Below are 25,654 nucleotides of genomic sequence, written 5' to 3'. Positions count from 1 at the left end.
AGTAGCAGAGGAAAGAACGGAGCGGCGGGATGACCCGCCGCTCCGTTCTCACGTTGAATTGACTTGCCGCAGAACGACTTCTACGAGTTCCACATACTGTGCTCAAGCTTCATGCGTTCCGCATGAAGTCCGCAGCTCGCTCCATGTACTCCCACATGACCTTGTCGTACTCGGGAGTGAGCGCGATCTCGTCCATGGCGTGGCGCATGCAGCGCAGCCAGGCGTCGCGCTCGCGTTCGCCGATCGTGTAAGGCGCGTGGCGCATCCGCAGGCGCGGGTGGCCCCGTTCCTCGGAGTACGTGTGGGGGCCGCCCCAGTACTGCTCGAGGAACATCTTCAGCCGCCGGGCGGCCGGGGCCAGGTCCTCTTCGGGGTACATCGGGCGCATGATCGGGTCGTCGGCCACCTGCGCGTAGAACGCGGTCGTCAGGCGCTCGAAGGTCGCTTCGCCGCCCACGGCCTCGTAGAAGGACTGCGTGGGCGCAGGCTGTCCGGTCGGGGTCAAGGCGACCACGGCTCGCGGGCTGTCACTAGGCATCTCCCAATCGTGCCAAGGGCGGGACCGACACGGAAGCCGATCCGGCACGCGTCACACCGAATGGGCCGTATATCACTCAGACGGCACAGCACTGAACGGCACTGCACCGCACGTCGACGACGCAGGACTACGCGGTCGTCCCGGCCGCCCCTGCCGCACCAGCGGCCCCTCCCGCCGCCGAGCGGGGCACGTAGATCCGCCCGGAGGACGCCAGGTCGATGACCCCGGCCTCCCGAAGCGCCTCGGTGACCCGCAGCCGCAGCTCGCGCCCGGCGGCCCACTGCTGGTCGGAGGTGGTCCGCACGCCGAGGCGCACCTTGATCTCGTCGATGGTCATCTCGATCGGGCCGAGGTACTCGGGCTCCTTGAGGATGTGGGGGCTCCACTCCTCGTCCTCGACGAAGCCCTCCGCGACCTGGGTGATGACCTCGCCGGCCTTGTCGATGTCCGCGGTCGGCGGCAGCGGCGTGTCCACCACCACGTACGCCCAGCTCTGGCTCGAGTTGCCGACGCGCAGGATCTGGCCGTTGCGCACGTACCAGAGGGTCCCGTCGAGCGACCGCAGCGTGGTGACGCGCAGGCCCATGTCGACCACGGTGCCCTGGGCGTCGCCGACGTCGACGTTGTCGCCGACGCCGTACTGGTCCTCGATGAGGATGAAGATCCCGGCCAGGTAGTCCTGCACGAGGTTCTGGGCGCCGAAGCCGATCGCGATGCCGGCGATGCCGGCGCTGGCGAGGATCGGGGCGAGGTTGACGTTGAAGGCGCTGAGGACCAGCATGAACGCGACCGTGAAGATGACGATCCCGGCGACGTGCTGGAGCACGCCGGTGAGGGTTTCGGCCCGTTTGTCGCTGCGGTCGCCGAGGAGTTCGTCCCGGCGGGCGTTGCCGGAGCCGAGCTTGTCCGCGAGTTCGGCGATCGACTGGGGGCCCTTGATGGAGGTGACCTGCTTGATGATGCGGCCTATGGCGCGGTTGACGAGCCAGCGCAGGAAGAAGGCCGCCACGATGATGAGCAGGACCTGCCCGATCTTGTCGAGGACGACGCCGCCGTCGACGGCGAAGCCCTCGCTGCCGGTGATCTTGTACAGCAGCGAGCACGAGTTGAACCCCGCGTCGCAGGGCGGGGTCCCCTCGTTGGCGGCAAGCAGTTCCACGTTCGTCCTTCTCAAGGTCATCGAGGCGCGATGGCAGTGTTCACGCCCCGCGCGCACCCTTACCGACGTCCGTCCGATCCGGCGTCGTCGCGGGTCCGCACAGACGATATTCGCGTGTCATTCAAGATCCCACGGAACCAGGGTGCAATTTTCTGAGATTTAGGTCAAACTTGACGGGACCGATGGCTTGGAGGTACGTCACCGTGATAGGTCCTCGACATAGGAGCACGCTCGACAGCGATGACCCTGCCCCAGGGTTGCTCCCGAATCTCTTCACGCACAACGCCACGCTGGGCTCCGCCCTCGTTCTGAACCAGAGCTACGAGCCGCTGTGCGTGATACCGGTCAAGCGGGCGGCAGTGCTGCTGCTCACTCGGAAGGCCGAAACCGTCACTCCTGGTGACGGTTTTCTGCGCTCGGAAACCATGCACATTCCCGTCCCCTCGGTGGTCCGCCTCAACCGCTACGTCCCGATCCCCAGGCAGGTCGGGTCGAGCCCGTCTCGGCGCGGCGTGTTCGCGCGTGACGACTGGCGATGCGTGTACTGCAACGCGTCGGCGGAGACCATCGACCACGTGGTGCCCCGCTCGCGCGGCGGGACGCACACGTGGGACAACGTCGTGGCGGCGTGCGCCCCCTGCAACCACCGCAAGAGCGACAAGACCCTGGCCGAGCTCGGCTGGCGCCTGCCGCGCGTGCCCCGCCCGCCTTCGGGCTGGCAGCTGCGCGGCTTCCGCGGCCAGCGCCGCCCGGACCCGGCGTGGGAGGCCTGGCTGCCCCGCCATGGGAAGGAGCGCGCCCGCCTCTCGTAACGGGCGCCCGTCGCCATCGGACGCGCAGGGCCCGCCGAACGTCGAAAGACGTCCGGCGGGCCCTGTTCGCGTACTCGCCTTGGCGCACCGACGCATTCGCGACTGGTGCGACCGGCTGCACCGAGTTACCACCTGCGGCGATGTGAGGGGCGTAATTGGATTAGTCTGAGGGACATGGTGACGGCGCCCCTTGCCAGTCGCAAGTCCGCCGAGTCATCCTGTACCTGAATTTAGGGGAGCAACATGAATTTCCAGGACTGGCTGATACTTTTCGGCGCCCCGATCCTGGTCGTGGTCGCGGTCTTCGCCCTGATCTTCCTGCGACACCCGAGGCCCCAGTCCCGCTACCGCGCGGGTGAGCCCTACAACTTCAAACCGGTGTGGTTCGTCGCCCGCAATGGCGCGGTGGCAGGCGAGTCCGGCTTGGCCGAACTCGAGTCCGGCGCCCACGGCGCCGAGACCTTCGCCAGTGGACCCAAGGGAGGCTCGCATGGCAAGTGGTAACCAGGTGGCGATCGTCGAGGGCGTCGACAAGAGCCCGGAGAACGTCCGGCCCGCGATGCTCGAAGGACCCTTCGACACCCATCAGCTGCTCCACATCGACGAGGCCCTGTCCGTGGCCGAGCGCGACGGCGGCGGCCTGCACTACAGCGTCTACGTCGGCCCGCTGCACGACCCGGTCCGCGGCGCGGCCGAGGCGCTGCACGACAAGCTCGCCGACCCGGACCGCTCGATCCTCGTCGCCGTCTCGCCCGAGCAGCGGCAGCTGGAGATCGTGACCGGCAAGCTCGCCCAGGAGAAGGTCCCGGACCGCTCGGCGGCCCTCGTGGTCTTCTCGATGGAGGCCGCGTTCGGCGCCGGCCAGCTGGCCGGGGGCATCATCACCGGCCTGCGGATGCTCGCCGAGACCGCCGCGAGCCGCTAGCGCGCATACGACGAAGGCCCGGAAGCTTCCGCTTCCGGGCCTTCGCTTCGCTTTGGGCTACTTGCGTTTGGCGTCCTCGGGGAACTGCCGCTTGAGCAGGTCGTCGGCCTCGGTGAGCTCGAGCTTGGAGATGAACTCGACCCACGAGAGGGAATCGGCGACGGTCTCGCGGATCGACAGGATCGTCGTCCCGGGGATGCGCATCGTCAGCGTCGCGGGGGAGCCGATCTGCTTCTGGGCCAGGACCGCTTCGGTCGGCTGGCCGTTGAGGCCCTTCGCGAGTTCGAACACGGCCGACTCGTTCTCCTTGGCCTTCGGCACCCACTCCATGTCGCGCTTGAGCATGAGGGCCGCGCCCACGGACTTGCCGCCGGACTCGCCGTTGTAGGTGAGCACGATCCGGTTCGCGTCCCCGCGCGCGCTCGACAGGCTCCAGGCCGCGTCCGTGACGTCCACGAGCTGCCCCTGGAAGCGCCGCACCGAGTTCCGGGCCTGCTTGGCCTGGCGGCGGTCGGCGAGGGGCTTCGCGACGAGCCGGAACGCGACCACGAGCACGGCGAGGACGAGCACGCCGATGCCGCACGCGGCGACCTCGTGCAGGCCCGCGTCGATGGACCAGATGATCGACATCGGCACGAGCACGCCCGAGGCGAGCCCGAGGAGCGGCTTGAGCCAGAACGGCCCGTTCCCGCCGGGCAGGCGCAACGGCGCCATCAGCCCGATCACGGCCGCGGCGACCAGGGCGATGCCGACGAGCTCGGGCGCGGGCACGTCGTAGCGGCGCAGCCAGTCCACGGCCCACCAGGCCATGAAGCCCGAGCCGATGAGCACGGTGGGGATGAGCAGCACGACGGCGAACATCAGCTGCTGCGGCTGCGGGCGGGTGCGCGAGGCGAGCACGGGCCCGAGCAGCAGGAGCGGCAGGACGATCCCGAACAACGCGACCAAGGTGGCGCTCAGGACGGCCACCGGCAAAAGCGCGGACAAGACGGCTCTCTCCTCTGTGTTGGAAGGCGCAGGATCGCCAGGGAGGCACACGGGGGTGGGTCACGGCGAGCTTATCAACGGCGCGAAAAGCGCTCGGGGCTCCGGGACCGCCGTTGTGCGCGGCGGTCCCGGAGCCCCGAGAGACTCGATCCGGTTTTAAGCGGACTTGTCCAGTTCGCGGCCCTTCAGGGCGCGGGCGACGTCCGCCCGGCCCTCGGCGACGCCGCGCTTGACCGGCGCGGGCCGGTCCTCGGCGAGCCACGCGTCGAGCTTCTCGAGCGTCTCGGCCTCGATGAGGTTCGACGGGAACGCGAGCTTCGAGAACTCGACGGCCTGCTGCGCGCCCAGCTTCTCCCACAGCTCCGGCACGGCGTCCAGGTACGGCTGCAGGTACGGGCGCACCAGGTCGGCCTGGTCGAGCGGCGCGAAGCCGAGCATCGAGGACCGGCGGACCCAGTTCTCCGAGTTGGGGTCGGTGATCCGCTCCCAGGCGCGCTGCTTCGCTTCCGCGTTCGGCACCACCGCGCGGGCGATGATCGCCAGGCGCTGGCCGTCGGCGGTCGAGTCGCGGTCGAGTTCGGCGTCGACGGCGTCCTCGGCCACGGCCCCGTTGCCGACGAGCCCGGTGAGCAGGGCCCACCGCAGGTCGGCGTCCACGGCCAGGCCTTCGGGGACCTCGTTGCCTTCGAGCCATCCGGCGATGCGGGCCAGGTCGGCTTCGGAGCGCGACGCGGACGCGTAGGCCTTCGCCCACGACCGCTGCGGGTCCGAGCCCGGCGCGGCGGCCTCCATCGCGGTCTTCGCGGCCTGCGCCCAGGACTCGCGCAGGGCGGCCCGGTTGGCGGGGTCGGCGTAGGCGAGCGCCCCGGCGACCTGCCGCTGCGCCACCGTGACGATGTTGATGTCCGTCTCGGTGGTCAGCGAGCGGCAGCCGAGCTCCACGAACTGGGTCGCGGGCAGTTCGGCGTCGCGCAGCATGTCCCACGCGGCCGCCCAGATCAGGGCCCGCGCGAGCGAGTCCTCGAGCGCCGAGGTGTGCTCGACGGCCGTGGCGAGCGACCGCTCGTCCAGGCGCAGCTTCGCGTACGTCAGGTCGTCGTCGTTGAGCAGCAGGAAGTCCGGCTGCTTGACCCCTGCGAGCGCGGTGATCTCGGTCGCTTCGCCCGTGACGTCGACTTCGATCCGGTCGCGGCGCACGAGGGCGTCGCCCTCGAGGTCGTACAGGCCGATCGCGATGCGGTGCGTGCGGTGCGTCGGGTGCTCGGCCGGGACCTCCTGCAGCACCGTCACCTTCGTGTAGTTCCCGTCGGCGTCGACCGCCACGTCGGGACGCAGGGTCGAGACGCCGGCGGTGCGCAGCCACGTGTCCGCGAAGTCCTTGAGCGCCTTGCCGCTCGCGGCCTCCAGCTCGCCGAGCAGGTCCTGGAAGACCGCGTTGCCGAACTGGTGCTTCGCGAAGTACGCGCGCAGGCCCGCCAGGAACGGGTCGATGCCGACGTAGGCGACGAGCTGCTTGAGGATCGAGGCGCCCTTGGAGTAGGTGATGCCGTCGAAGTTGGCCTGGATCTCCTCGGTGTCACCGGCGGCGGTGTACACCGGGTGCGTGGTCGGCTGCTGGTCGGCGCCGTAGCCCCAGTTCTTGCGCGCCGAGAGGAACGTGGTCCACGCCCCGTCGAAGCGGGTGGCCTCGACGTTCGCCCAGTGGCTGGCCCACTCGGCGAAGGACTCGTTGAGCCACAGGTCGTCCCACCAGCGCATGGTGACGAGGTCGCCGAACCACATGTGCGCCATCTCGTGCAGGATCACGTTGGCGCGCTGCTCGAGCTCGAAGTCGGTGACCTGGCTGCGGAACAGGAACGAGGCCTCGGCGATCGTGATGCAGCCGAAGTTCTCCATCGCGCCGAAGTTGTACTCGGGGGCGAAGACCTGGTCGTACTTCGGCAGCGGGTACCGCACCCCGAAGTGCTCGTGGAAGTGGTCGAAGCCCTGGCGGGTGACCTCGAAGACCCCTTCCGGGTCCAGGTAGTCCTTCATGGACTGGCGGCAGTACAGGCCCAGGCCGATCCCGTCGTGCTCCTCGTGCACCCCGTAGTACGGGCCCGCGCAGATCGCGGTGATGTACGGGCTCATCCGCACCGACTGCTCGAACAGCGTCACCTTGAGGTTGACGTCCTCGACGACGTGGACGGACTCGGTCGGCATGTTCGAGATCACGGTCCAGTGCTTGGGGGTGCGCACCTGGAACGTGAACGCGGCCTTGAGGTCCGGCTGGTCGAAGCACGCGTACACGCGCTGCGCGTCGGCGACCTCGAACTGCGAGTAGAGGTACGTCTCCTTGTCGACCGGGTCGGTCATGCGGTGCAGGCCCTGGCCGTCGGTCGAGTACGCGAACACCGCGTTGACGACCAGTTCGTTCTCGGCCGCGAGGCCGGTGATCTTCAGCCCGTCCTTGGGGTCGTAGGCCGTGAGGTCGACCGGCTCGCCGTTGAGGAACGCGTCCTCGATGCGCTCGGCGGCGATCTCGATGAAACTGGTCGCGCCCGGTTCGGTGCAGGAGAACTTGACGGCGGTGCGCGAGCCGAAGGTGTCGCCCTGCTCGTGCCCGGTGAGGTCGAGCTCCACGGTGTAGGACTCGACGTGGAGCAGCTCAGCGCGCCGCTGAGCCTCGTCTCGAGTGAGAATGTGCGTTGCCGCCACAATGCCTCCAGTCAGGGTTCGGATATGAAAGAAGTGTGTCACATCTTGGAAGTTCATTAAGCGGCCACGTCGCCGATGAACAGGGTCGATTACGCTCGTGGCGTGACTGCTGCACACCCGATCGACCAGGCCTGGCTCTCCACCGGGAACACTGGTGCGAAGAACTACGACGAGTTCCCCGACGAAACCGAGATCACGCGGATCATCGAGGCCAACCCGGCGTCCATGCTGGGCGTCGAGATGCCCGCCCACACGCCCGAGGCGGTGGCCGCCGGACTCACCTTCGAGCAGGCGCTGCCCGCCGCGGCCGAGCGCCTCGCCGCGCTGAAGGAGGCCGGACGCTTCGCCGCGTTCGGCGACGTGGCCGTCGCCTACCGGATCTCCGGCGGCGAAGAACCGACCGCGTACGGCGTGTTCTGCCTCGTCGACACCGCCGAGATCTCCTCCTCCGCCGAGGAGCCCGGCAAGGTCATCCGCAACGAGGACGTCTTCATCGAGAAGGTCAAGCAGCGCAACGAGCTCAACCAGCGCCTGCGCCACCTCCTCAGCCCCGTCCTGCTGCTCCAGTCGAGCCGCGGCGAAGAGCTGCACGCCGCGATCGAGACCGCCATCGCCGGCGCGGGCGAGCCCGTCGCGAAGGACGTCGACGAGGCCGGGCGCGCGCACGAGATCTGGGCGATCGGCGGCGACGCCGGCGAGGCCCTGACCGCGCTGGCCGGGGACGGCGACCTCATCGTCGCCGACGGCAACCACCGCTCGCTGGCCGCGCAGGTCGGCGAGCTCGACCGGTTCCTCGCGGTGATCACCACTCCGCAGTCGGTCGTCATCCGCCCGTACCACCGCCTCGTGAAGGGCCTGCCGGGTTCGGCCGCGCAGCTCGTCGAGCAGATCGGGCAGATCGGCGCGAGCGTCATCGAGACCGACGGCCCGCCGGAGACCCCGTCCGAGGGCGGCACCGTGGTCGTCTACGGCCAGGGCCGCACCTGGGAGATCGCGTTCCCGGCGGTCGAGGGCTCCGTGGTCGACAAGCTCGACCACACGCAGGTCGAGAACGAGGTCTTCACCGGCCTGCTCGGCTGGGACGCGGGGGACAAGCGCATCACGTACGTGGGCGGCGACTACCCGGCGTCCTGGCTCGCCGAGCAGGTCGACGCGGGCAAGGCCGACCTGGCGATCCTCATCGCGCCGGTCACGGTCCCCGACTTCATCGACGTGAACCTCCAGCGGCTCAAGATGCCGCGCAAGTCCACCTGGTTCGTGCCGAAGGCGCGCGCCGGTCTCGCCATCGTCGAGCTCCCGAAAGGCTAAGGTCCCATCGTGCGCATTTATCTCGCCTCCGACCACGCGGGCCTCGAGCTCAAGGACCACCTGGTCAAGCACTTGAGCGGCCGCGGCTTCGAGATCGTCGACGTCGGCCCGCACCGGTACGACGCCGAGGACGACTACCCGCCGTTCTGCCTCAACGCCGCCTCGCAGGTCGTCGCGGACCCGGGCAGCCTCGGCATCGTGATCGGCGGCTCCGGCAACGGCGAGCAGATCGCCGCGAACAAGGTCCCGGGCTGCCGCGCGGCCCTGGCCTGGAGCGTCGAGACCGCGAAGCTCGGCCGCCAGCACAACGACGCGAACGTGGTCGCCATCGGCGGCCGCATGCACTCGCTCGACGAGGCCACCAGCTTCGCCGACGCGTTCGTGGACGAGTCCTTCTCCGGGGCCGAGCGCCACCAGCGCCGCATCGACATGCTCACCGAGTGGGAGGCCACTCACGAGCTGCCCGAACTCCCTTAGGCGGCAACGCATCTAGGTCAAGGCCCGGGCTTCGGCCCGGGCCTTTCCGCTTGCGCGAAAACCAGGCGAATTCGGCACATCGGATCTGGAGTAATTGGACGGGTGTTGGTAGCGTCGACACATGAATAAGGGTTTTCGGGTTCTCCTCCAGGTCTTCCAGGTGCTGTTCATCCTGGGCGCCCTGCTCTTCATGACCTTCAGCTTCCTCATGGCGTACGTGGACTTCGGCGCCACCGAAGGCGAGCAGCGCTTCGTCGACACGTGGATCCTGGGATTCGCGCTCCTCTCGATCGCCACTTCGCCCGCGCTCTGGTCCCTGGTCCGCCGCGGCGGCCAGGCCGCCCCCGCCTCCACCGGCTCGTTCGACCGCGTCCAGGGCTCGACTGTCCAGCCCCAGCCCCAGCCCCAGCAGCAGCCCGGCGGTGTGTTCGAGCCGATGAACGCCTCGGCCGCGCCCGCCCCGCCCGCCAGCTCCTACGGCCAGCCCTCGGCCGGCGGCATGGCGCCGTCCTCCTCGCCGCAGGCCGGGACCAGCCCCTGGGGTTCGGGCCGCTGACGCGTTCCGGCGGGCCGGGGTTGTCAGCTGAGACGCTGCGAACAGCACCGCCTCTGGGGGCCGTGGAAGGTGGATACCGGGCGTTACGCTATATGGATTCACGGCCCGCAGGCGTCGCCGCGGGCGGGCCCGGAGCCATTCATCGCGAAGGACCACTCATGTCGAACGCCACCGTCGACCTCGTCTGCGGCCCGGCCGACCCCCTGCCGGGGTCAGAGCAGAGCTACCGGCTGACCGGCCTGCTCGGCTCGGGCGGGCAGGCCGACGTGTACCAGGCCGTTCGCGTCTCCGCCGGGGTCGCCTCCGCCCCCCTGAGCGTCAAGGTGCTCCGCCTCAACCCGCACGACACCCGCGAGCACCAGTTCCGCTCCTGGGACAAGGGCGACGCCGTCCTCATGGACCTCCACGGCCGGAACGTGGGCGCGATCTGCCGCCGCATCGACGCGTTCTACGGCCGCCTGCCGCACCCGCCCGGCCAGGCCCCGCAGGGCGAACCCGTCCCGTTCCAGGTCCTCGAGTACCTGCCCGGCCACGACCTGCGTCAACTGCTGCAGTGGCGCATCGGCCGGGTCGACGCCGCCCGCACCCTCAAGTCCGTCGCCGAGGTCATGCGGGCGATGCACCACCCGCCCGTGGGCGCGCACCCGGTCCTGCACATGGACCTCAAGCCCGCCAACGTGATCATCGGCCCGGACGGCTCGGCGAAGGTCATCGACTTCACCGGCGCCCGCTACTACACGCCCGCGCACCTGACCACGATCGCCTACACCCGCGAGACCGCCGGACCCGAAGCGCACCAGGGCAGCGTGGGCCCCGCCTACGACGTGCACGGCTTCGGCTCGATCGCGTTCTACCTCGTGACCGGCGCGAGCGCCCGCACCGACTCGCCCGGCCAGGAGCAGTCCGTGCCGTGGGCGCGGCTGCGCAAGCACCCGGCGCTGGAGGCGAACCCGCGCCTGCGCGACCTGCTCACCGCGACACTCGACGACGACCCGGAGAACCGGCCCCGCACCGAGGAGCTGCCGCGCTGGATCGGCGAGCTGTGCGCGGTCATGACCCGTTCCAACCTCCCCGATCTCGGCGTCGACTGGGACACCGAGCACACCGCGGGTGTGCATTCGGCCCCGATGGGCCGCCCGATCGACTCCGCCGCGACCCGCCGCCTCGACCTGCCGGTCGGCCCGCCCATGCCGGCCGCGCCCGCCTCGGGACCGCCCGCGGACGGCACCCGCGTCATGGGCGACCACCGCGCGGCGGCCGACGGCACCCGCGTCATGGAGGCCGGCGCGCCGGCGCCCATGCACGACAAGCCGATCACCGGCCGCGTGCGCGTCCCCGGCCAGAACGAGCGCTCCGACGGCTACTCGCCCGGACGCTCCGGCGGCCCGAGCCCCGAGCGCGGCCCCCTGCCGCGCCTCAAGCTCGCCACCGACCCCGAGGAGCCGAGCGAACGCGAACTCGACAAGGCCGACCGGCCCCCGCTGCTCGGCCCGCCCGGATCGCTCTCGAAGGGCTTCGAGCTCTCCGTCATCGGCGGCCTCTTCTCGCTCATCATGTGGCTCATCTGGGCGATCCAGCAGGGCATGGAGACCCTGCGCAGCCAGGTCTTCAGCTACCTGTTCGTGCTCGCCGTCGCGATCGGCGTGTTCTTCCTGATCCGCATCGCCGGCGGCATCCTCTGGGGCCGCTGGCTCCACGCCAAGCGCAAGTCGGCGCGCCTCGCGCACCTCGCCACGGGCGTCTTCCTCTTCATGGTCGGCATGAGCTACCTCGATCAGCTCAGTTGGAATTGGATTTCGCTCGACTTCGGGTGGTTGGACTGGATCACCGACCTTTTCGGGCAATGACGGACCCGTCCGGATTCGCGTATTCCATGCGCATTTCCAAGACTTCCCATGGAACTTCGAGTATTTCTCCAGCGCAATCGAACCGATCAGAACTACGCTTTCCGGTAATCGGCACCGCGGGATCCTTGCCTGGATTTTCCGACTCCCGCGGTGCAACCGCGAAGGGCGGATCCCGCGTCTAGGTAGACGACAGACCCCCCTTGGAAACCGAAAGGCATTGAGATGACCGCATTGACATCGGTCGGTGCCGCAGCTCTCACTCCTGAGCAGCGAGAAGCCTTCGATCGCGACGGCTATCTGATGATCCGCGGCGCGCTCGACGCCGCTGAGATCCAGCGTTGCAACGACGCTCTGGACCGCGTGTACGAGATCGAGAAGGAAGCCGGGCGACTCAGCCCCGAAGGCGCGATGCACCGCCTCGACGCCGTCACTTCCTGCCCGGAACTCGCGTTCCTTCTCAACCACCCCAAGACCTTCCACTATGTGTGGTCGATCCTGGGCTGGAACTTCCACGTCTACCACTCCCACGTGGACAAGCACCCGCCGATTCAAGGCAAACGCCCCTTCCGCTTCGAATGGCACCAGGACGGCGGCCGCCAGAACCGCGAGACCGAGACCGACCCGCGCCCGCGCCTCTCGGTCAAGCTCGCCTTCTTCTTCACCGACCTGGCCGAAGAGGGCCGCGGCAACACCAAGATCATCCCCGGCTCCCACAAGTGGAACCAGATCGACGGCCCGCCGCGCCGCGACATGGAGTGGCCCGACCCCGAAGGCGCCATCGAGGTCACCGGCAACGCCGGCGACGTCATGTTCTTCGACCGCCGCATCTGGCACGCCCGCAGCGACAACTACTCGGACCTGACCCGCAAGGTCGCGTTCTTCGGGTTCACGCCGCGCTGGATCCGCGCCCGCGACCTCGTCGACCACCTGCCGAACGAGCCGTGGTGGAACGACCTCGACCCGGTCCAGCAGCAGATGCTCGGCGGCCACATGGCCACCGGCGACCACGGCTGGGGGCACTGGCCGAAGGAGACGCCGCTGTACAACTGGCTGGCCGAGCGTGACCTCCTCGACCCGGATTACCCGCCGCTGCGCCCGTAAGGGCCCGCACGTGGCAGGCTGACGGCATGAGCACCACTGACGCCGACCTCGCGCGCGACATCTTCAACCGCTCGCACCTGACCGGGGAGTTCACCCTCCGGTCCGGTGTGGTCGCGCACGAGTACTTCGACAAGTACCTGTTCGAGTCCGACCCGGTCCTGCTGCGGCGCATCGCCGAGGCGCTGGCGCCCCTGGTGCCCGCGCACGGCGTGGACGCGCTGGCGGGCCTGGAGATGGGCGGCATCCCCGTCGTCACGGCCCTCTCGCAGGTGACGGGCCTCCCGGCCCTGTTCGTCCGCAAGGCGGCCAAGACGTACGGCACGTGCCGTCTGGCCGAGGGCGGCGAGGTCGAGGGCCGCAAGCTGTTCATCGTGGAGGACGTGATCACCTCCGGTGGCGCGGTGCTCGACGCGGTGGCGGAGCTGCGGAACCGGGGCGGGATCGTCGACGGCGGGCTGTGCGTGATCGACCGCGAGTCGGGCGGGTTGAAGAACCTGGCCGACATCGGCGTCGAGGTGCGGCCGCTGTTCACGATGACCGAACTGAAGGCCGCGGGAGCGAACTAGCGCAAGCAGAAGCGGGGCCGGACGATCACTCGTCCGGCCCCGCTTCGCTGTCTCTCATCCGGCCTGGGCCCGGATCCCGGCACCCCTCGGAAGGCCTCTTACCTGGCCCAGAGCCAGATCTCGGAGCCCTTCGGGTGCTCCGTCCCGGCGTCGAGGGACTGGTCGAACACGGTGCCGGTGAACCAGATCTGCGCGGTCTTCACCGTGAAGCCCAGGCCTTCCAGCTCATCGGTGGCGTCCTCGATGTCCATCCCGACCACGTCCGGGACCTCGACCGGCTCGGGTCCGTCGCTCACGACGAGGTCCACGGCGTCGCTCGGGCCCGCCGGGTCCTGTGCGGCCGGGGTCTGCGAGATGACGAGCCCCGCCTCGATGGTGTCGCTGTAGCTGCGGGTGACCTCGCCGACCGTGAGGCCCTCGTCCTCGATCGCGGTGGTCGCGGCCGCCTCGTCCTGGCCCACCACGTCCGGGACGGTGAGCGGCGGGTACCCGTCCGAGACGAAGACCGTCACCGGCGTCCCCGCCTTGACCTCCTCGCCCGCGACCGGGTCGGTGCGGGTGACCTGGTTGGCCTCGTAGTCGGCGCTGTACTCGCGCTCCACCTTCACTGCCGCGTCGAACTTCGCGAGCTCCTCGCGGGCCTGCTCCTCGGTCATCCCGGCCAGGTTCGGCACCTGGTACCGCTCGGGCCCTTGGGAGACGACGACGGTGATGGTCGCGCCGCGCCGGATCCGGTCGCCCACGCCGGGGTCCTGGGAGACGATCCCGCCGACGGGCACGCTCTCGCTGTAGCCGTCCACGAGGTCGACCTCGAAGCCCTCGCCTTCGGCGTACGCCTCGACGGACTCCTGCGTCTGGTCGAGCAGCGACGGCGTGGCCGTGTACCGGCCGATGCCGATCCACCATCCGGCCGCCGCGACGCCCACGAGCAGGGTCGCGATGAGCCCCAACGTGAGCAGCGCCTTCCACGACCGCTGCGCCTTGGGCGGCTCGACGACCATCGTCGTCTGCACCACCCTCGTGGGCCGCGGGACCTTGCCGGTGCTGCCCTTCGCGGGCCGCACGTCGACCGCCTGGAGCCGCCGCAGGAACGCGCCCGCGTCGACCGGCCTGGCGCCGGGCCGCCGCGCGGCCGCCGCGGTCACGAGCTCCGCGAGGCCTTCCGGCACGTCAGGGGCCTTCAACTGCGGGGACGGCACGTCCTCCTCGACGTGCCTGCGCGCCACCGCGCCCGAGTCGGGGCCGTCGAACGGCACCTCACCGGTGAGCAGTTCATAGAGGAGGATCGCGGTCGAGTACACGTCGCTCGCGGTGGTCGCGGGCTTGCCGTTCACCAGCTCCGGGGCGACGTACGCGGCGGTGGCGACGAGCGGCCCGCCGGTGTCGCGGTCGCCGTGGACCGCTTCGGCCAGACCGAAGTCCACGACCTTGACGCGGTCGCCCCGGCCGCCGTTCTTGAGCAGGATGTTCTCGGGCTTGATGTCGCGGTGCACGAGCCCGGCGTCGTGCGCGGCCTGCAGCCCGTCGAGGACCTGCCCGCACAGCTCCACGGCCTCCTCGAGGCGCAGGCGCCGCCGCCGGTTGAGCAGGTCGCGCAAGGTGGTGCCGGGCACGTACTCCATGACGACGTACGGCAGTCCCTGGTGGACGCCCTGGTCGAACACGGCCACCACATTCGGGTGCGAGAGCCGGGCGATGGTCTTGGCCTCGTTCGCGAAGGCCTTCACGTCGAACCCGGCCACGGCCGCGTTCGTGATGATCTTCACCGCCACGGTGCGGTCGAGGCGCTCGTCCTGCGCCTCGTAGACGTCGGCCATCCCGCCGCGCGCGATGAGCCGCGCGAGCCGGTACCGCCCGTCGACGCGCGCACCGGTCAAGTCCCCAGTCGTCGTTGTCAACCCGCACCTCACTCATTTACGGCCGGCCAGCGGGCGCCGTGGCCCTACACCTGGTGATCAGTGTAGGAGCTTGATACGACTCTCACAGGACCTCTGCGCCGGGGAACACAGGCTTGTCGGGCGCCACAACGCCGAGCCGCTTCGTCGCGCGCGTGAGCGCCACGTACAGGTTCCGCAGGCCCGAGGCCGCGATGGCGTCCGGGTCGACGACGATCACGCTGTCGAACTCGAGTCCCTTGGCCTGCTTGACCGTGAGCACCGACGCATCATTGATCCCCGCGAGCCCGGCGGCCCGCTCGGCGGTCGTCACGATCGCCACGCTGCCTTCACCGACCGCGGCCTTCTCGGCCGCGACGAGCGCTTCGACCCGCGCGTCCAGGTCCACCTGGGCGATCTCCAGCCACGGCCGGTGCCCGGACTCGCGCACCGAGCGCGGCCGCGCCGCCTGGACGTCGATCGCGTCGAGCACCCGCGCCGCGACCTCCATGATCTCGGCCGGGGTCCGGTACGAGACCGTCAGCTGCTCGGCCCGCCAGTCGAGCCCCGAGTTCCCGAACACCTCGCCCCAGCTCGCGGGCGCCGTCGGGCCCGCGGCCTGCGCGAGGTCCCCGGCGACGGTGAACGAGCGCGTCACGCACCGCCGCAGCAGCGCCCGCCACTCCATAGGGGACAGTTCCTGGGCCTCGTCGACGATCACGTGCCCGAAGATCCAGCGCCGGTCGGCGGCCGCGCGCTCGGCGACGGACACGAACGCTTCGTCGACCTGCCGCTCGCCGAGCCAGAACTCGTCGATCACGTCCGTGGCCTGCAGGATCTCCGACTCCTCGTCCTCGAAGTCGAACGAGGCCGAGCCGGCCGCGATCGTGAGCACGTCCTGCGCGTACGCGATCTGCTCGGCCGTCAGCTCGCCGATCCGCTTCGGCGCCTCGATCTCGCCCAAGTGCTCCGCGGCCTCGTCGAGCAGCGCCACGTCCGCCTCGCTCCAGCCGCCCGGCTGCCGGTGGAGGAGCGCCCGCTCCTCCTTCCGCAGCACCGCGGCCGCCGAGGCGATGAGCTCCCGGGACGAGAACAGGTCCTCCAGCAGCTCCTTCGCCGTCAGCTCCGGCCACAGCACCTCGATCTGGCCCCGGATCACCGGGTCCGAGGCGATCTCGACCGCGAACTGCGCCCGGTCCTCCAGGCCCAGCAGGTTCTCCCCGCCGAGCGGGTCCTCGCCGATGATGTCCGCGTACTGCGTCGCGAGGTCGGCGATCACCCGCTTGTGGAAGGTCTCGCGGGCCTCGTTGTGCGGCAGGCCCGTCTCGCGCGCCGCGTCCCGCGCGGCCGTGATCTTCTCGGGCCGCAGGTACAGCTCGTGGCCTTCGAAGTCCACGGGCACGGGCTCGCGCGGCACCACCTGGCGGTCGGCGACGGCGCTGGCGATGACCCCGGCCATGACGGCCCGGCCCTTGACGGCGGCCGCGGCCTCGGTCTCGGGGCGGTCGGCGACGACGCCGGGGAAGAGCTGCGCGGGCGTGCGCAGCAGCACGTCCGTCTCGGCGAGGCCCGGCAGGACCTCGGAGATGTAGCGCAGGAACTGCTTGCCGGGGCCGATGATGAGCACGCCCTGGCGCTTGAGCCGTTCGCGGTGCTCGTACAGGAGGTACGCGGCGCGGTGGAGGGCGACGGCGGTCTTGCCGGTGCCCGGCGCGCCGTCGACGATCATGATCCCCTCCAAGGGCGCGCGGATGATCCGGTCCTGCTCGGCCTGGATCGTGGCCACGATGTCCTGCATCGTGCCCGTGCGGGCGGCGTCGAGGGCGGCCATGAGCGCGCCTTCGGAGCCGATCGTGGAGGCGGATTCGCTCGCGGCGTCCAGGTCCAGGACCTCGTCGTTCACCGAGCGGATGCGGCGGCCCTTGGTGTGCAGGTGGCGCCGGCGGCGCACCCCGGCCGGGGACGCGGCGGTGGCGAGGTAGAACCGGCGGCCGGCCTCGCTGCGCCAGTCGACGAGCAGCTGCTCGCCGCCTTCGGCGTGGATCCCGATGCGGCCCAGGTACATCGGCGCGTCCGAGGCGAGGTAGTCGAGGCGCCCGAAGCACAGGCCCTCCTCGACGGCGTCGAGCTCGGTGAGGCGGCGGCGGTACAGGTGGGTCTCGGCGTCGCGCTGCGAGCGCTCCTGGTCGTTCTCCACATGCTTGCGGCGGGACTCGCCGAGGCGTCCGGCGGCCTCGTCGCGGAGGTTGTCGAGGCGGGCGTACAACTCGTCGAGGCGGCGCTGCTCGTACAGGACTGCCTGCTTGACGGCCGGGTTGATGGCAGCGGACACGGCTCTCCTCTGATGCGGAGCGGGCGGATTGATGCGCGAACGGTGCGCGAGTGCCCGGGTTCTGCGAGGAATTCGACTCGCCAGTGCCGCCGAGGCCGCGGAGTGCGCAACTGAAAAAGCTTAGCGCTTGCGAGGACGCATCGTCTCCTCTTGCCGCGTCCGCGGAGACCGTGCGCACAGCGGATCCGAGGTACTCGCGCGCTCCAGGACCATGGGCTTCGCTACGGTATAGGCCGTTATCAGTGCCCTGACCCCGATGTACTTGGAGAGACCGCCCATGGCGAGAGAACCGAATGTCAGAGAGAACTGGGGGAGCAGGCTCGGGTTCATCCTCGCCGCCGTCGGCTCCGCCCTCGGCCTGGGGAACATCTGGCGCTTCCCCGGCGTCGCCTACGAGAACGGCGGCGGCGCGTTCCTCATCCCCTACCTGGTCGCCCTCTGCACGGCAGGCATCCCGCTGCTGATCCTCGAATTCACGATCGGGCGCCGCTTCCGGGGCTCGGCCCCGCTGGCCTTCCGCCGCCTGAACAGGAACACCGAGTTCATCGGCTGGTGGCAGGTGGCGATCTCGATCGTCATCGGCGTCTACTACGCGGTCATCATCGCCTGGGCCGCCTGGTACGCGTACTTCTCCCTGGAGCAGCAGTGGGGAGAGGACCCCGCCCAGTTCCTCATGGTCGACTTCCTCCAGGCCGGAGGCCTCTACGACTTCGGGACCTGGCTCCCGGGCCTGGCCGTCGCCCTCGCGCTGGTGTGGTTCGCCACCCTCGCGGTGATCGGCGCGGGCGTCAAGAAGGGCATCGAAGCCACCAGCAAGATCTTCATCCCGCTCCTGGTCGTGCTCTTCGGCGCGCTCCTTGTCCAGTCCCTCACGCTCGACGGCGCGGTCGACGGCCTGAACGCGTTCTTCACGCCCGACTGGGAGGCCATCCGCGGCCCGCAGGTGTGGCTCGCCGCCTACGCGCAGATCTTCTTCACGCTGTCCGTCGGCTTCGGCATCATGATCACCTACGGCTCCTACCTCAAACGCAAGTCCGACATCACCACCTCCGCATGGACCGTGGGCATGTCGAACTCGTTCGGCGAGATCCTGGCCGGCATCGCGGTCTTCTCGGTGCTCGGCTTCCTCGCGCTCGAGACCGGTGTGCCGATCGATGAGCAGTCGTATCAGGGCGTGGGCCTGGCGTTCATCGCCTTCCCGGCGATCATCAACACGCTGCCGTACCTCGCGGGCCTGTTCGGCGTGCTCTTCTTCGTGTCCCTCGTGGTCGCGGGGTGGGCCTCCCTCATCAGCGTGGTCGAGGTCCCGGTCGCGGCCTTCGAGGACCGCTTCGGCTGGGGCCGCAGGAAGACCGTCATGATCGTCGGCGGCGGCATGGCCGTGGTCTCGCTCATCCTGTTCCCGACGGTGAACGGCCTCATGGTGCTCGACGTGACCGACCACTTCATCAACAACTACGGCATCGCGGTGGCCGCTCCGGTCGCGATCATCGCCGTGGTGTGGGTCCTGTGGCGGTGGAAGGAACTGCGCGACGACGCGAACGCCACCTCGGCCTTCAAGATCGGCCCGATCTGGTTCGCCTGCCTGGGCGTGATCACGCCGCTCGCGCTGGCGGTCATCCTGTTCTTCAACGTCCAGGACCTGCTCACGGCCGGGCCCGACAGCCCGCTCGCCGACTACCGCGAGTACCAGGCCTTCGGCTGGGCGGTCGCGGGCGGCTCGCTCGCGTTCGCGCTGGTCATGGCGGTCGTGCTGCGTCGCAAGGAGGGGCCGCCGGCCGTGCCTGAAGAGGTCTTCGACGACGCGGGATTCGTTGCGATCGAGAAGGAGGTGGACCTGTGACTCCCAGCGCCATTGCGATGATGATCGTCGCGCTCGCGGTGGTCGGCGGCGGTCTGCTCGTCTCGATCATCGCGCTCATCAGGAATCCCGAGCAGCACGAGGACTGACGTTCGGCGACTGTCCATCGACGATGGCCGCACACGAACCGTGTGCGGCCTCGTCATCGCCTGAGAGACACGGGCCGCCCGCCTCACCGCAGGGGGCCCGTGTCGCGCATCTCCCTTGACGACCGATGCGTCCCTGACCTAACCTTGACGACGTCCTTGTTCCCGACGTTAGGCACTCACTTGAAGCTCTAGGTCGTAGACATCGCGCCATCACGTCTCTGTGCACGTGACCGGTGTGTCTTCGATCAAGAGAGTGCCCGCTGGAAGAAGCCAGCCCGGGAGGACTCCCTTTTCGCCGTTCCGGCGCGATGTCTCTCATCTCGATCCCGTTCAGCATCGACCTGAGAGAGGTCTCATGACCACCTATATCAACGTTCAGCAGCTCCGCTTCCTGTGGCCGGAGGGCGAGCGGATCTTCGACGGCCTCGACGTCGTCTTCTCCGACGGCCGCACCGCCCTCATCGGCGACAACGGCACCGGCAAGTCCACACTGCTCAAACTCGTGGCCGGGCTCGTCAAACCCGAATCCGGCACGATCACGGCCTCCGGCCTCATCGAGTACCTGCCGCAGGAGCTCCCGCTCCGCTTGGGCGACACCGTGTCCGACCTCCTCGACATCGCAGAGAAGCGCCGCGCGCTGGCCGCCATCGAAGCCGGCGACGCGGACGAGGCCAACTTCAACGTGATCGGCGACGACTGGGACTTCCTGGACCGCGCCCGCGTCGCGCTCGACGAACTCGGCCTCGACCACGTGGGCTTCGACCGCACCGTCGCGACCCTGTCCGGCGGCGAGTCGATGCTCGTGGGACTCGCCGGGAGGCTCGCCCGCCGCCCGGACGTGCTGCTCCTCGACGAACCGTCGAACAACCTCGACGCCTCGGCGAGAAAGCGCCTGTACCAGGCGATCCGGCGCTTCAACGGCACCCTCGTGGTCGTCAGCCACGACCGGGCGCTCCTCGAGCACGTCGACGCCGTCGCCGAGCTCTACAAGGGGAGCATCCGCGTCTTCGAAGGCAACTACAGCGCCTACGAGGAGGTCATCGCCGTCGAGCAGGAGGTCGCGGCCCGCATGGTGCGCGACGCCAAGCAGGACCTGACCCGCCAGAAGAAGGAGCTCATCGCCACCCGCGTCCAGAACGACAAGGGCGCCGCGTCCTGGCGCCGCGAACGCGAGCGCGGCGGCACACCGAAGATCCTGCTCAACGGCAAGAAGAACGCCGGCGAGGTCTCCTCCGCGAAGATCCTCAACGCCAAACTCGACGACGTCGCCGAAGCCCGCGAGCGCCTCGACGAGGCCGAGGAGGCGCTGCGCGACGACGGCGGCATCAACGTCGACCTGCCCGAGACCAGCGTCTCCAGTCACCGCGACATCGTGATCCTCAAGGGCCTCAAAGTGAGCGACCTCTACGGGGACGGCCTCGGACTCCACCTCCGCGGCCCTGAGCGCGTCGCGATCACCGGGGACAACGGCGCGGGCAAGACCACGCTGCTGCGCGCCGTCGCCGACGCCGCCCGCGTCCCGCACGGGTTCCTCACCCAGCGGCTCGAACTGCTCGACGACGACGCGAGCGTGCTCGACAACGTGCGCGCCAAAGCGCCCGACGCCGAAGAGAAGGTCCTGCGGACCCGCCTGGCCCGCTTCGGCATGCGCCGCGACGCGGTCTTCCAGCGTGTCTCGACCCTCTCCGGCGGCCAGCGCCTGCGCGCCGCCCTCGCCGCGGTCCTCTCGTCCCAGCCCGCGCCGCAGCTGCTGCTGCTCGACGAGCCGACGAACAACCTCGACATGAGCTCGATCCGGCAGCTCCAGCAGGCGCTCACCGCGTTCCAGGGGGCGCTCGTGGTCGTCAGCCACGACGAGGCGTTCCTCGACGGGCTCGGCCTGACCCGCCGGGTCGAGCTCACGCGCGGGGAGGGGATCGCGGTCGACGTGCCGGTCGCGGCGTAGCGACCGGCGTGGAATACCGGGAGGACGGCACCGGCGGGCCGATACTGGGTGCGCCCGCAGAACAGGGGCACTGACGAAGGAGCGCCGATGCCGTCCACCCGAGCACTGCCCGTTGCCGCGGTCGTCCTCGCCGGAGCCCTCGCCGGCTGCGGCGGCGAGGACCCCAAGAGCGATGAACTCGGCGGCGCCTGGACCGCCACGCTCGCGGTCACCGCCGACTGGAGCCAGGTCGCCCCGCACGCGACCGGCACCGCCGACATCTCCTCGACCGGCAGCACCTCGGTGCGGCTCGCGGTCGCCGGCCTCGCGCCCGGCACCGAGTACACGGCGCACGTCCACGACGGCGAATGCGACGAGGACCCGCCCGGCGGCGGCCACTGGCTTTCCGACCCCGACGGCGAGGACGCGGCCGGGAACATCATCGAGCTGTCCTTCACCACCTCGGACACGGGCGTCGGCTCGGCCACCGTCTCGAGCGGCCTCGTCCTCGACGACCGCGCCGAGAGCGTCGTCGTCCACGCCCCCGATGCCCTCATGCAGTCCGAGGGCCTGGACGCGAACCGGGTGCTGTGCGGGGACCTCGAGGAGGACTAGGCCGCACGGCCGCCGCGCCGTGTCGGTCACTGCGGCGCTTAATGGATGGCGGCCGGGCGCGCCGTCCAAGTATCGTTGACGATCGTCATGCCCAGCAGCGTCCCTGACTCCCGAACCAGCCTGCGCGAGCGCGTCTTCGCCCTGCGTACGGCCGATCAGCGTGCGCTGCGCCGCCGCCTGCGGGAGGCCCGCGAACTCGAGGGCCCGGCCCGCGCCGAGGCCTTCGCGAAGCTCGAGGCCGACGTGGAGCGCAAGGAGGCCGCGCTGGCGGCCCGCGCAGCGGGCGTGCCGAGGATCGTCTACCCCGAGGCGCTGCCGGTGTCGCAGCGCAAGGACGACATCCTGGAGGCGATCAGGGACCACCAGGTCGTGATCATCGCCGGTGAGACCGGTTCGGGCAAGACCACGCAGATCCCGAAGATCTGCCTCGAGCTGGGCCGCGGGGTGCGCGGCATGATCGGGCACACGCAGCCGCGCCGCATCGCGGCCCGCGCGGTCGCCGAGCGCATCGCCGAAGAGGTGGGTTCGCCGCTCGGCGAGGCCGTGGGCTGGAAGGTCCGCTTCACCGACCAGGTCTCGGACAAGAGCTATGTGAAGCTCATGACGGACGGCATCCTGCTCACGGAGATCCAGCACGACCGGCTCCTGAGCGCCTACGACACGATCATCATCGACGAGGCGCACGAGCGCAGCCTCAACATCGACTTCATCCTCGGCTGCCTGAAGCAGATCCTCCCCAAGCGCCCGGACCTCAAGGTCATCGTCACCTCCGCGACGATCGACCCCGAGCGGTTCGCCAAGCACTTCGGATCGGAGGACGCGCCCGCGCCGATCCTCGAGGTCTCCGGCCGCACCTTCCCCGTCGAGGTCCGGTACCGGCCGCTGCGGGACGAGGACGGCGAGGAGCAGCGCGACCAGATCGACGGCATCCTCGACGCCGTCAACGAGCTCGGCCGCGTCGGCGACGGCGACATCCTCGTCTTCCTCTCCGGTGAGCAGGAGATCCGCGACACCGCCGACGCCCTCGAGAAGGCGAAGCTCCGGCACACCGAGGTCGTCCCGCTCTACGCGCGCCTCTCCGCCCAGGAGCAGCACCGGGTCTTCTCCTCGCACACCGGCCGCCGGATCATCCTCTCCACCAACGTCGCCGAGACCTCCCTGACGGTGCCGGGCATCCGGTACGTGATCGACGCCGGGTACGCCCGCATCTCGCGCTACTCCGCGCGCACCAAGGTGCAGCGCCTGCCGATCGAGGCGATCAGCCAGGCCAGCGCCAACCAGCGCGCGGGCCGCTGCGGCCGCGTTGCCGAGGGCATCTGCATCCGCCTGTACTCCGAGGACGACTTCAACGCCCGCCCCGAGTTCACGGACGCGGAGATCCTGCGGACCAACCTCGCCAGCGTCATCCTGCAGATGACCGCCGCGAAGCTCGGCCGGGTCGAGTCCTTCCCGTTCGTGGACGCGCCCGACTCGCGCAACATCAAGGACGGCATGGACCTCCTGGTGGAGCTCGGCGCGCTCGAGGACGTGCGCGCCGGCGAGCGGCGCCTCACCAAGGCCGGCCGCGACATCGCGCGCCTGCCGATCGACCCGCGCCTGGCCCGCATGATCCTGCAGGCCCGCGACGAGCAGTGCGTGCACGCCGTCGCCGTCATCACCGCCGCGATGTCCATTCAGGACCCGAAGGAGCGCCCGGCGGACAAGCGCGCCCAGGCCGACCAGTCCCACGCGCGCTTCAACGACCCCGACTCCGACTTCTCCGCGTACCTGAACCTGTGGCGGTACCTCGAGAACGAGCGCAAGACCCGCTCCTCGAGCTCCTTCCGCCGCATGTGCAAACAGGAGTACCTGCACTACCTGCGCATCCGCGAGTGGCAGGACCTGGTGCGCCAGATCCTCGGCGTCCTCAAGAGCCTGAAGATCGAGATCGAGCCGCCCGACTCCACGCCGGACCCCAAACGCGTCCACACCGCGCTCCTCGCCGGGCTCCTCTCCCACATCGGCGTCAAAGAGGCCGACACCCGCGAATACCTCGGCGGCCGCAACGCCAAGTTCGCGATCTTCCCCGGCTCCGGCCTCGCCAAGAAGCAGCCGCGCTGGGTCGTCGCCGGCGAGCTCGTCGAGACCAGCCGCCTCTGGGGCCGCGTCTGCGCCAAGATCGAACCCGAATGGGTCGAACCGCTCGCCGAGCACCTCAGCAAGCGCACCTACTCCGAGCCGCACTGGTCGAAGAAGGCCGGGGCCGTGCTCGCGTTCGAGCGCGTCACGCTCTACGGCGTCCCGATCGTCGCCCGCCGCAAGGTCAACTTCGGACGCATCGACATCGAGACCAGCCGCGAGCTGTTCATCCGGCACGCCCTCGTCCAGGCCGAATGGGACACCCACCACAAGTTCCTCGCCCGGAACCTCGCCAAGATCAGCGAGGTCGAGGACCTCGAGAACCGGATCCGCCAGCGCGGCCTCCTCGCCGACGAGCAGACCCTCTTCGACTTCTACGACGAGCGCCTCCCCGCCGACATCGTCTCCGGCCGCCACTTCGACTCCTGGTGGAAGAAGGAGAAGGACAAGACCCTCCTCGACTTCGACGAGGCCCTGCTCCTCGGCGACCGCGCCGAAGGCGTCGCCGCCGACTCCTACCCCGAGGTCTGGACCTCCGAAGGCGCCGACCTCGAACTCGACTACGAGTTCGAGCCCGGCTCCGCCCGGGACGGCGTCACCGTCGCCGTCCCGCTCCCGGCCCTCCAGCAGCTCGACCAGGACGCCTTCACCTGGCAGGTCCCCGGCCTGCGCGCCGAGTTCGCCGAAGCGCTCATCAAGAGCCTCCCCAAGTCCCTGCGCCGCAGCTTCGTGCCCGCCCCGGACTTCGCGAGGGCCGCCGTCGCCCGCATGGCCCCCGCCCCCGGCCGGCCCATGATGGCCGCGCTCGCGGACACCCTCAAGTCGATGACGAGCGTGCACGTCCCCGCCGACGCCTTCGACCTCACCAAGGTCCCCGGGCACCTGCTCGTCACCTTCCAGGTCAAGGACGAGGAAGGCAAGGTCCTCGCCGAAGGCAAGGAGCTCGGCGCCCTGCAGCGCCAGCTCGCCCCCAAGACCCAGGAGGCCGCCTCCGAGGCCTTCGACCTCGAACGCACCGGCCTCAAGACCTGGGACTTCGACGCCCTCCCCAAGCTCCACGAGACCCCGCGCAAGGGCTACACCGCGAAGGCCTACCCCGGACTCGTCGACGAAGGCGGCTCCGTCGGGATCAAGGCCTTCCCCGACCCCGGCTCCCAGGCCGCGAACATGTGGGCCGGCACCCGCCGCCTCCTGCGCCTCAACATCCCCGACCCCCGCCTCAAGGACGCCCTCACCCGCAACGAGCAGCTCGCCCTCGCGACCGGCCCCTACGCGAACGTCGACGCGCTCCTCGCCGACTGCGTGCGCACCGTCCTCGACAAGGTCCTCATCGAAGGCGGCGGCCCGGCCTGGGACCGTGAAGGCTTCGAAGCCCTCCTCAAACGCGCGAAACCCGAGGTCGCCGGCGAGTCCGCCGCCGTCGCCCGCAAGGCCGCCGCGGTCCTGACCGAGGCCCGCGAGGCCTCCCGCCTCCTCGAAGGCAAGTTCGACCTCCGCGCCCTCCCCGCGTTGAGCGACATGCGCCGCCAGCTCGAAGGGCTCATCGGCGCGGACGGCTTCATCGGCACCACCGGCTGGTGGCGCCTCGACGACCTCCACCGCTACGTCAAGGCCATCAGCTTCCGCGCCAAGCGCGCGGTCGCCGACATCGCCGCCGACAAGGGCAAGATGGAAGTCATCCAGTCCCTAGAGGCCGAACGGGACTCGCTCGCGCGCACCCGTCCCGCCGCGCTCCGCTCCGGTGAGGGCCGCGAGGTCCGCTGGATGCTCGAGGAACTGCGCGTCAGCTTCTTCGCCCAGCAGCTCGGCACCCGCTACCAGGTGAGCGAGAAGCGGATCCGGAAGCTCCTCCAGACCCTCTAGCGGGC

General features: G+C 69.9%; 20 protein-coding genes. 14 read left to right on the top strand and 6 right to left on the bottom strand.

Features of this window, described 5'->3' with window-relative positions; translation table 11 throughout:
- Positions 1–109: 109 nt before the first annotated feature.
- Both O2L01_RS17615 and O2L01_RS17610 read right to left on the bottom strand, forming a co-directional pair.
- Positions 110–538: a globin gene (locus O2L01_RS17615; RefSeq protein WP_270123306.1), complete on the bottom strand. Its 429-nt coding sequence runs from the start codon at positions 536–538 to the stop codon at positions 110–112.
- A gap of 127 nt (positions 539–665) precedes the next feature.
- Entirely contained in the window at positions 666–1,697 is a 1,032-nt protein-coding gene (locus O2L01_RS17610; protein WP_270123305.1) for a mechanosensitive ion channel family protein, read from the bottom strand.
- A 290-nt stretch (positions 1,698–1,987) separates the two neighbouring features.
- Between O2L01_RS17610 and O2L01_RS17605 the strand changes: the two genes are divergently transcribed.
- From O2L01_RS17605 to O2L01_RS17595, 3 genes are all read left to right on the top strand, one after another.
- Positions 1,988–2,509, top strand: a complete 522-nt coding sequence (locus O2L01_RS17605) for an HNH endonuclease (RefSeq protein WP_344469212.1) — start codon at positions 1,988–1,990, stop codon at positions 2,507–2,509.
- 243 nt (positions 2,510–2,752) lie between these two features.
- Positions 2,753–3,013: an aa3-type cytochrome oxidase subunit CtaJ gene (ctaJ, locus tag O2L01_RS17600; protein ID WP_270123303.1), complete on the top strand. Its 261-nt coding sequence runs from the start codon at positions 2,753–2,755 to the stop codon at positions 3,011–3,013.
- 55 nt (positions 3,014–3,068) lie between these two features.
- Complete coding sequence (locus tag O2L01_RS17595) at positions 3,069–3,434, top strand: DUF5130 family protein (RefSeq protein WP_344469210.1); 366 nt, start codon at positions 3,069–3,071, stop codon at positions 3,432–3,434.
- 57 nt (positions 3,435–3,491) lie between these two features.
- On the opposite strand, the gene O2L01_RS17590 is transcribed toward O2L01_RS17595, so the two are convergent.
- A complete protein-coding gene (locus tag O2L01_RS17590; RefSeq protein WP_270123300.1) occupies positions 3,492–4,421 on the bottom strand; it encodes a hypothetical protein in 930 nt (309 codons plus the stop codon).
- Positions 4,422–4,577: 156 nt separating this feature from the next.
- Positions 4,578–7,118, bottom strand: coding sequence for an aminopeptidase N (gene pepN / locus O2L01_RS17585; RefSeq protein WP_270123299.1), 2,541 nt, complete (start codon positions 7,116–7,118; stop codon positions 4,578–4,580).
- 102 nt (positions 7,119–7,220) lie between these two features.
- Here pepN and O2L01_RS17580 point away from each other — a divergent pair, with 102 nt between their 5' ends.
- The 6 genes from O2L01_RS17580 to pyrE all read left to right on the top strand — a co-directional run bounded on the left by O2L01_RS17580 (position 7,221) and on the right by pyrE (position 12,973).
- Positions 7,221–8,426, top strand: a complete 1,206-nt coding sequence (locus O2L01_RS17580; RefSeq protein WP_270123297.1) for a DUF1015 family protein — start codon at positions 7,221–7,223, stop codon at positions 8,424–8,426.
- A 9-nt stretch (positions 8,427–8,435) separates the two neighbouring features.
- Positions 8,436–8,903 (top strand): ribose-5-phosphate isomerase, encoded by a 468-nt coding sequence (locus O2L01_RS17575; RefSeq protein ID WP_270123296.1) that lies wholly within the window; start codon positions 8,436–8,438, stop codon positions 8,901–8,903.
- A gap of 121 nt (positions 8,904–9,024) precedes the next feature.
- Positions 9,025–9,459 carry a hypothetical protein gene (locus tag O2L01_RS17570; protein ID WP_270123295.1) on the top strand — a complete coding sequence of 145 codons (435 nt, stop codon included), beginning with the start codon at positions 9,025–9,027 and terminating at the stop codon, positions 9,457–9,459.
- Between the two features lie 158 nt (positions 9,460–9,617).
- Positions 9,618–11,306 (top strand): serine/threonine protein kinase, encoded by a 1,689-nt coding sequence (locus tag O2L01_RS17565; protein WP_270123294.1) that lies wholly within the window; start codon positions 9,618–9,620, stop codon positions 11,304–11,306.
- A 222-nt stretch (positions 11,307–11,528) separates the two neighbouring features.
- Positions 11,529–12,407, top strand: coding sequence for a phytanoyl-CoA dioxygenase family protein (locus tag O2L01_RS17560; RefSeq protein WP_270123293.1), 879 nt, complete (start codon positions 11,529–11,531; stop codon positions 12,405–12,407).
- 26 nt (positions 12,408–12,433) lie between these two features.
- Positions 12,434–12,973 (top strand): orotate phosphoribosyltransferase, encoded by a 540-nt coding sequence (pyrE, locus tag O2L01_RS17555; protein ID WP_270123292.1) that lies wholly within the window; start codon positions 12,434–12,436, stop codon positions 12,971–12,973.
- Between the two features lie 98 nt (positions 12,974–13,071).
- Here the strand turns inward: pyrE and O2L01_RS17550 are convergent, their stop codons facing one another.
- A complete protein-coding gene (locus O2L01_RS17550; RefSeq protein ID WP_270123291.1) occupies positions 13,072–14,850 on the bottom strand; it encodes a Stk1 family PASTA domain-containing Ser/Thr kinase in 1,779 nt (592 codons plus the stop codon).
- 103 nt (positions 14,851–14,953) lie between these two features.
- On the bottom strand, positions 14,954–17,179 hold the full coding sequence (locus tag O2L01_RS17545) for a HelD family protein (RefSeq protein ID WP_270123290.1): 2,226 nt from the start codon (positions 17,177–17,179) through the stop codon (positions 14,954–14,956).
- Positions 17,180–17,456: 277 nt separating this feature from the next.
- Between O2L01_RS17545 and O2L01_RS17540 the strand changes: the two genes are divergently transcribed.
- The 5 genes from O2L01_RS17540 (at position 17,457) to hrpA (ending at position 25,649) form a co-directional block, all read left to right on the top strand.
- Positions 17,457–19,022 (top strand): sodium-dependent transporter, encoded by a 1,566-nt coding sequence (locus tag O2L01_RS17540; protein ID WP_270123289.1) that lies wholly within the window; start codon positions 17,457–17,459, stop codon positions 19,020–19,022.
- Positions 19,019–19,129 carry a methionine/alanine import family NSS transporter small subunit gene (locus O2L01_RS17535; protein WP_270123288.1) on the top strand — a complete coding sequence of 37 codons (111 nt, stop codon included), beginning with the start codon at positions 19,019–19,021 and terminating at the stop codon, positions 19,127–19,129. Before O2L01_RS17540 ends, O2L01_RS17535 begins: the two co-directional genes overlap by 4 nt.
- A gap of 355 nt (positions 19,130–19,484) precedes the next feature.
- Positions 19,485–21,074, top strand: a complete 1,590-nt coding sequence (locus O2L01_RS17530) for an ABC-F family ATP-binding cassette domain-containing protein (protein WP_270123287.1) — start codon at positions 19,485–19,487, stop codon at positions 21,072–21,074.
- 87 nt (positions 21,075–21,161) lie between these two features.
- On the top strand, positions 21,162–21,668 hold the full coding sequence (locus tag O2L01_RS17525; protein WP_270123286.1) for a hypothetical protein: 507 nt from the start codon (positions 21,162–21,164) through the stop codon (positions 21,666–21,668).
- Positions 21,669–21,755: 87 nt separating this feature from the next.
- Positions 21,756–25,649: an ATP-dependent RNA helicase HrpA gene (hrpA, locus tag O2L01_RS17520; protein ID WP_270123285.1), complete on the top strand. Its 3,894-nt coding sequence runs from the start codon at positions 21,756–21,758 to the stop codon at positions 25,647–25,649.
- The last annotated feature ends 5 nt before the right edge of the window (positions 25,650–25,654 follow it).

This window comes from Glycomyces lechevalierae (assembly GCF_027622945.1).
GTDB lineage: Bacteria > Actinomycetota > Actinomycetes > Mycobacteriales > Micromonosporaceae > Glycomyces > Glycomyces rutgersensis.
This window is presented reverse-complemented; position numbering and strand designations above follow the sequence as displayed.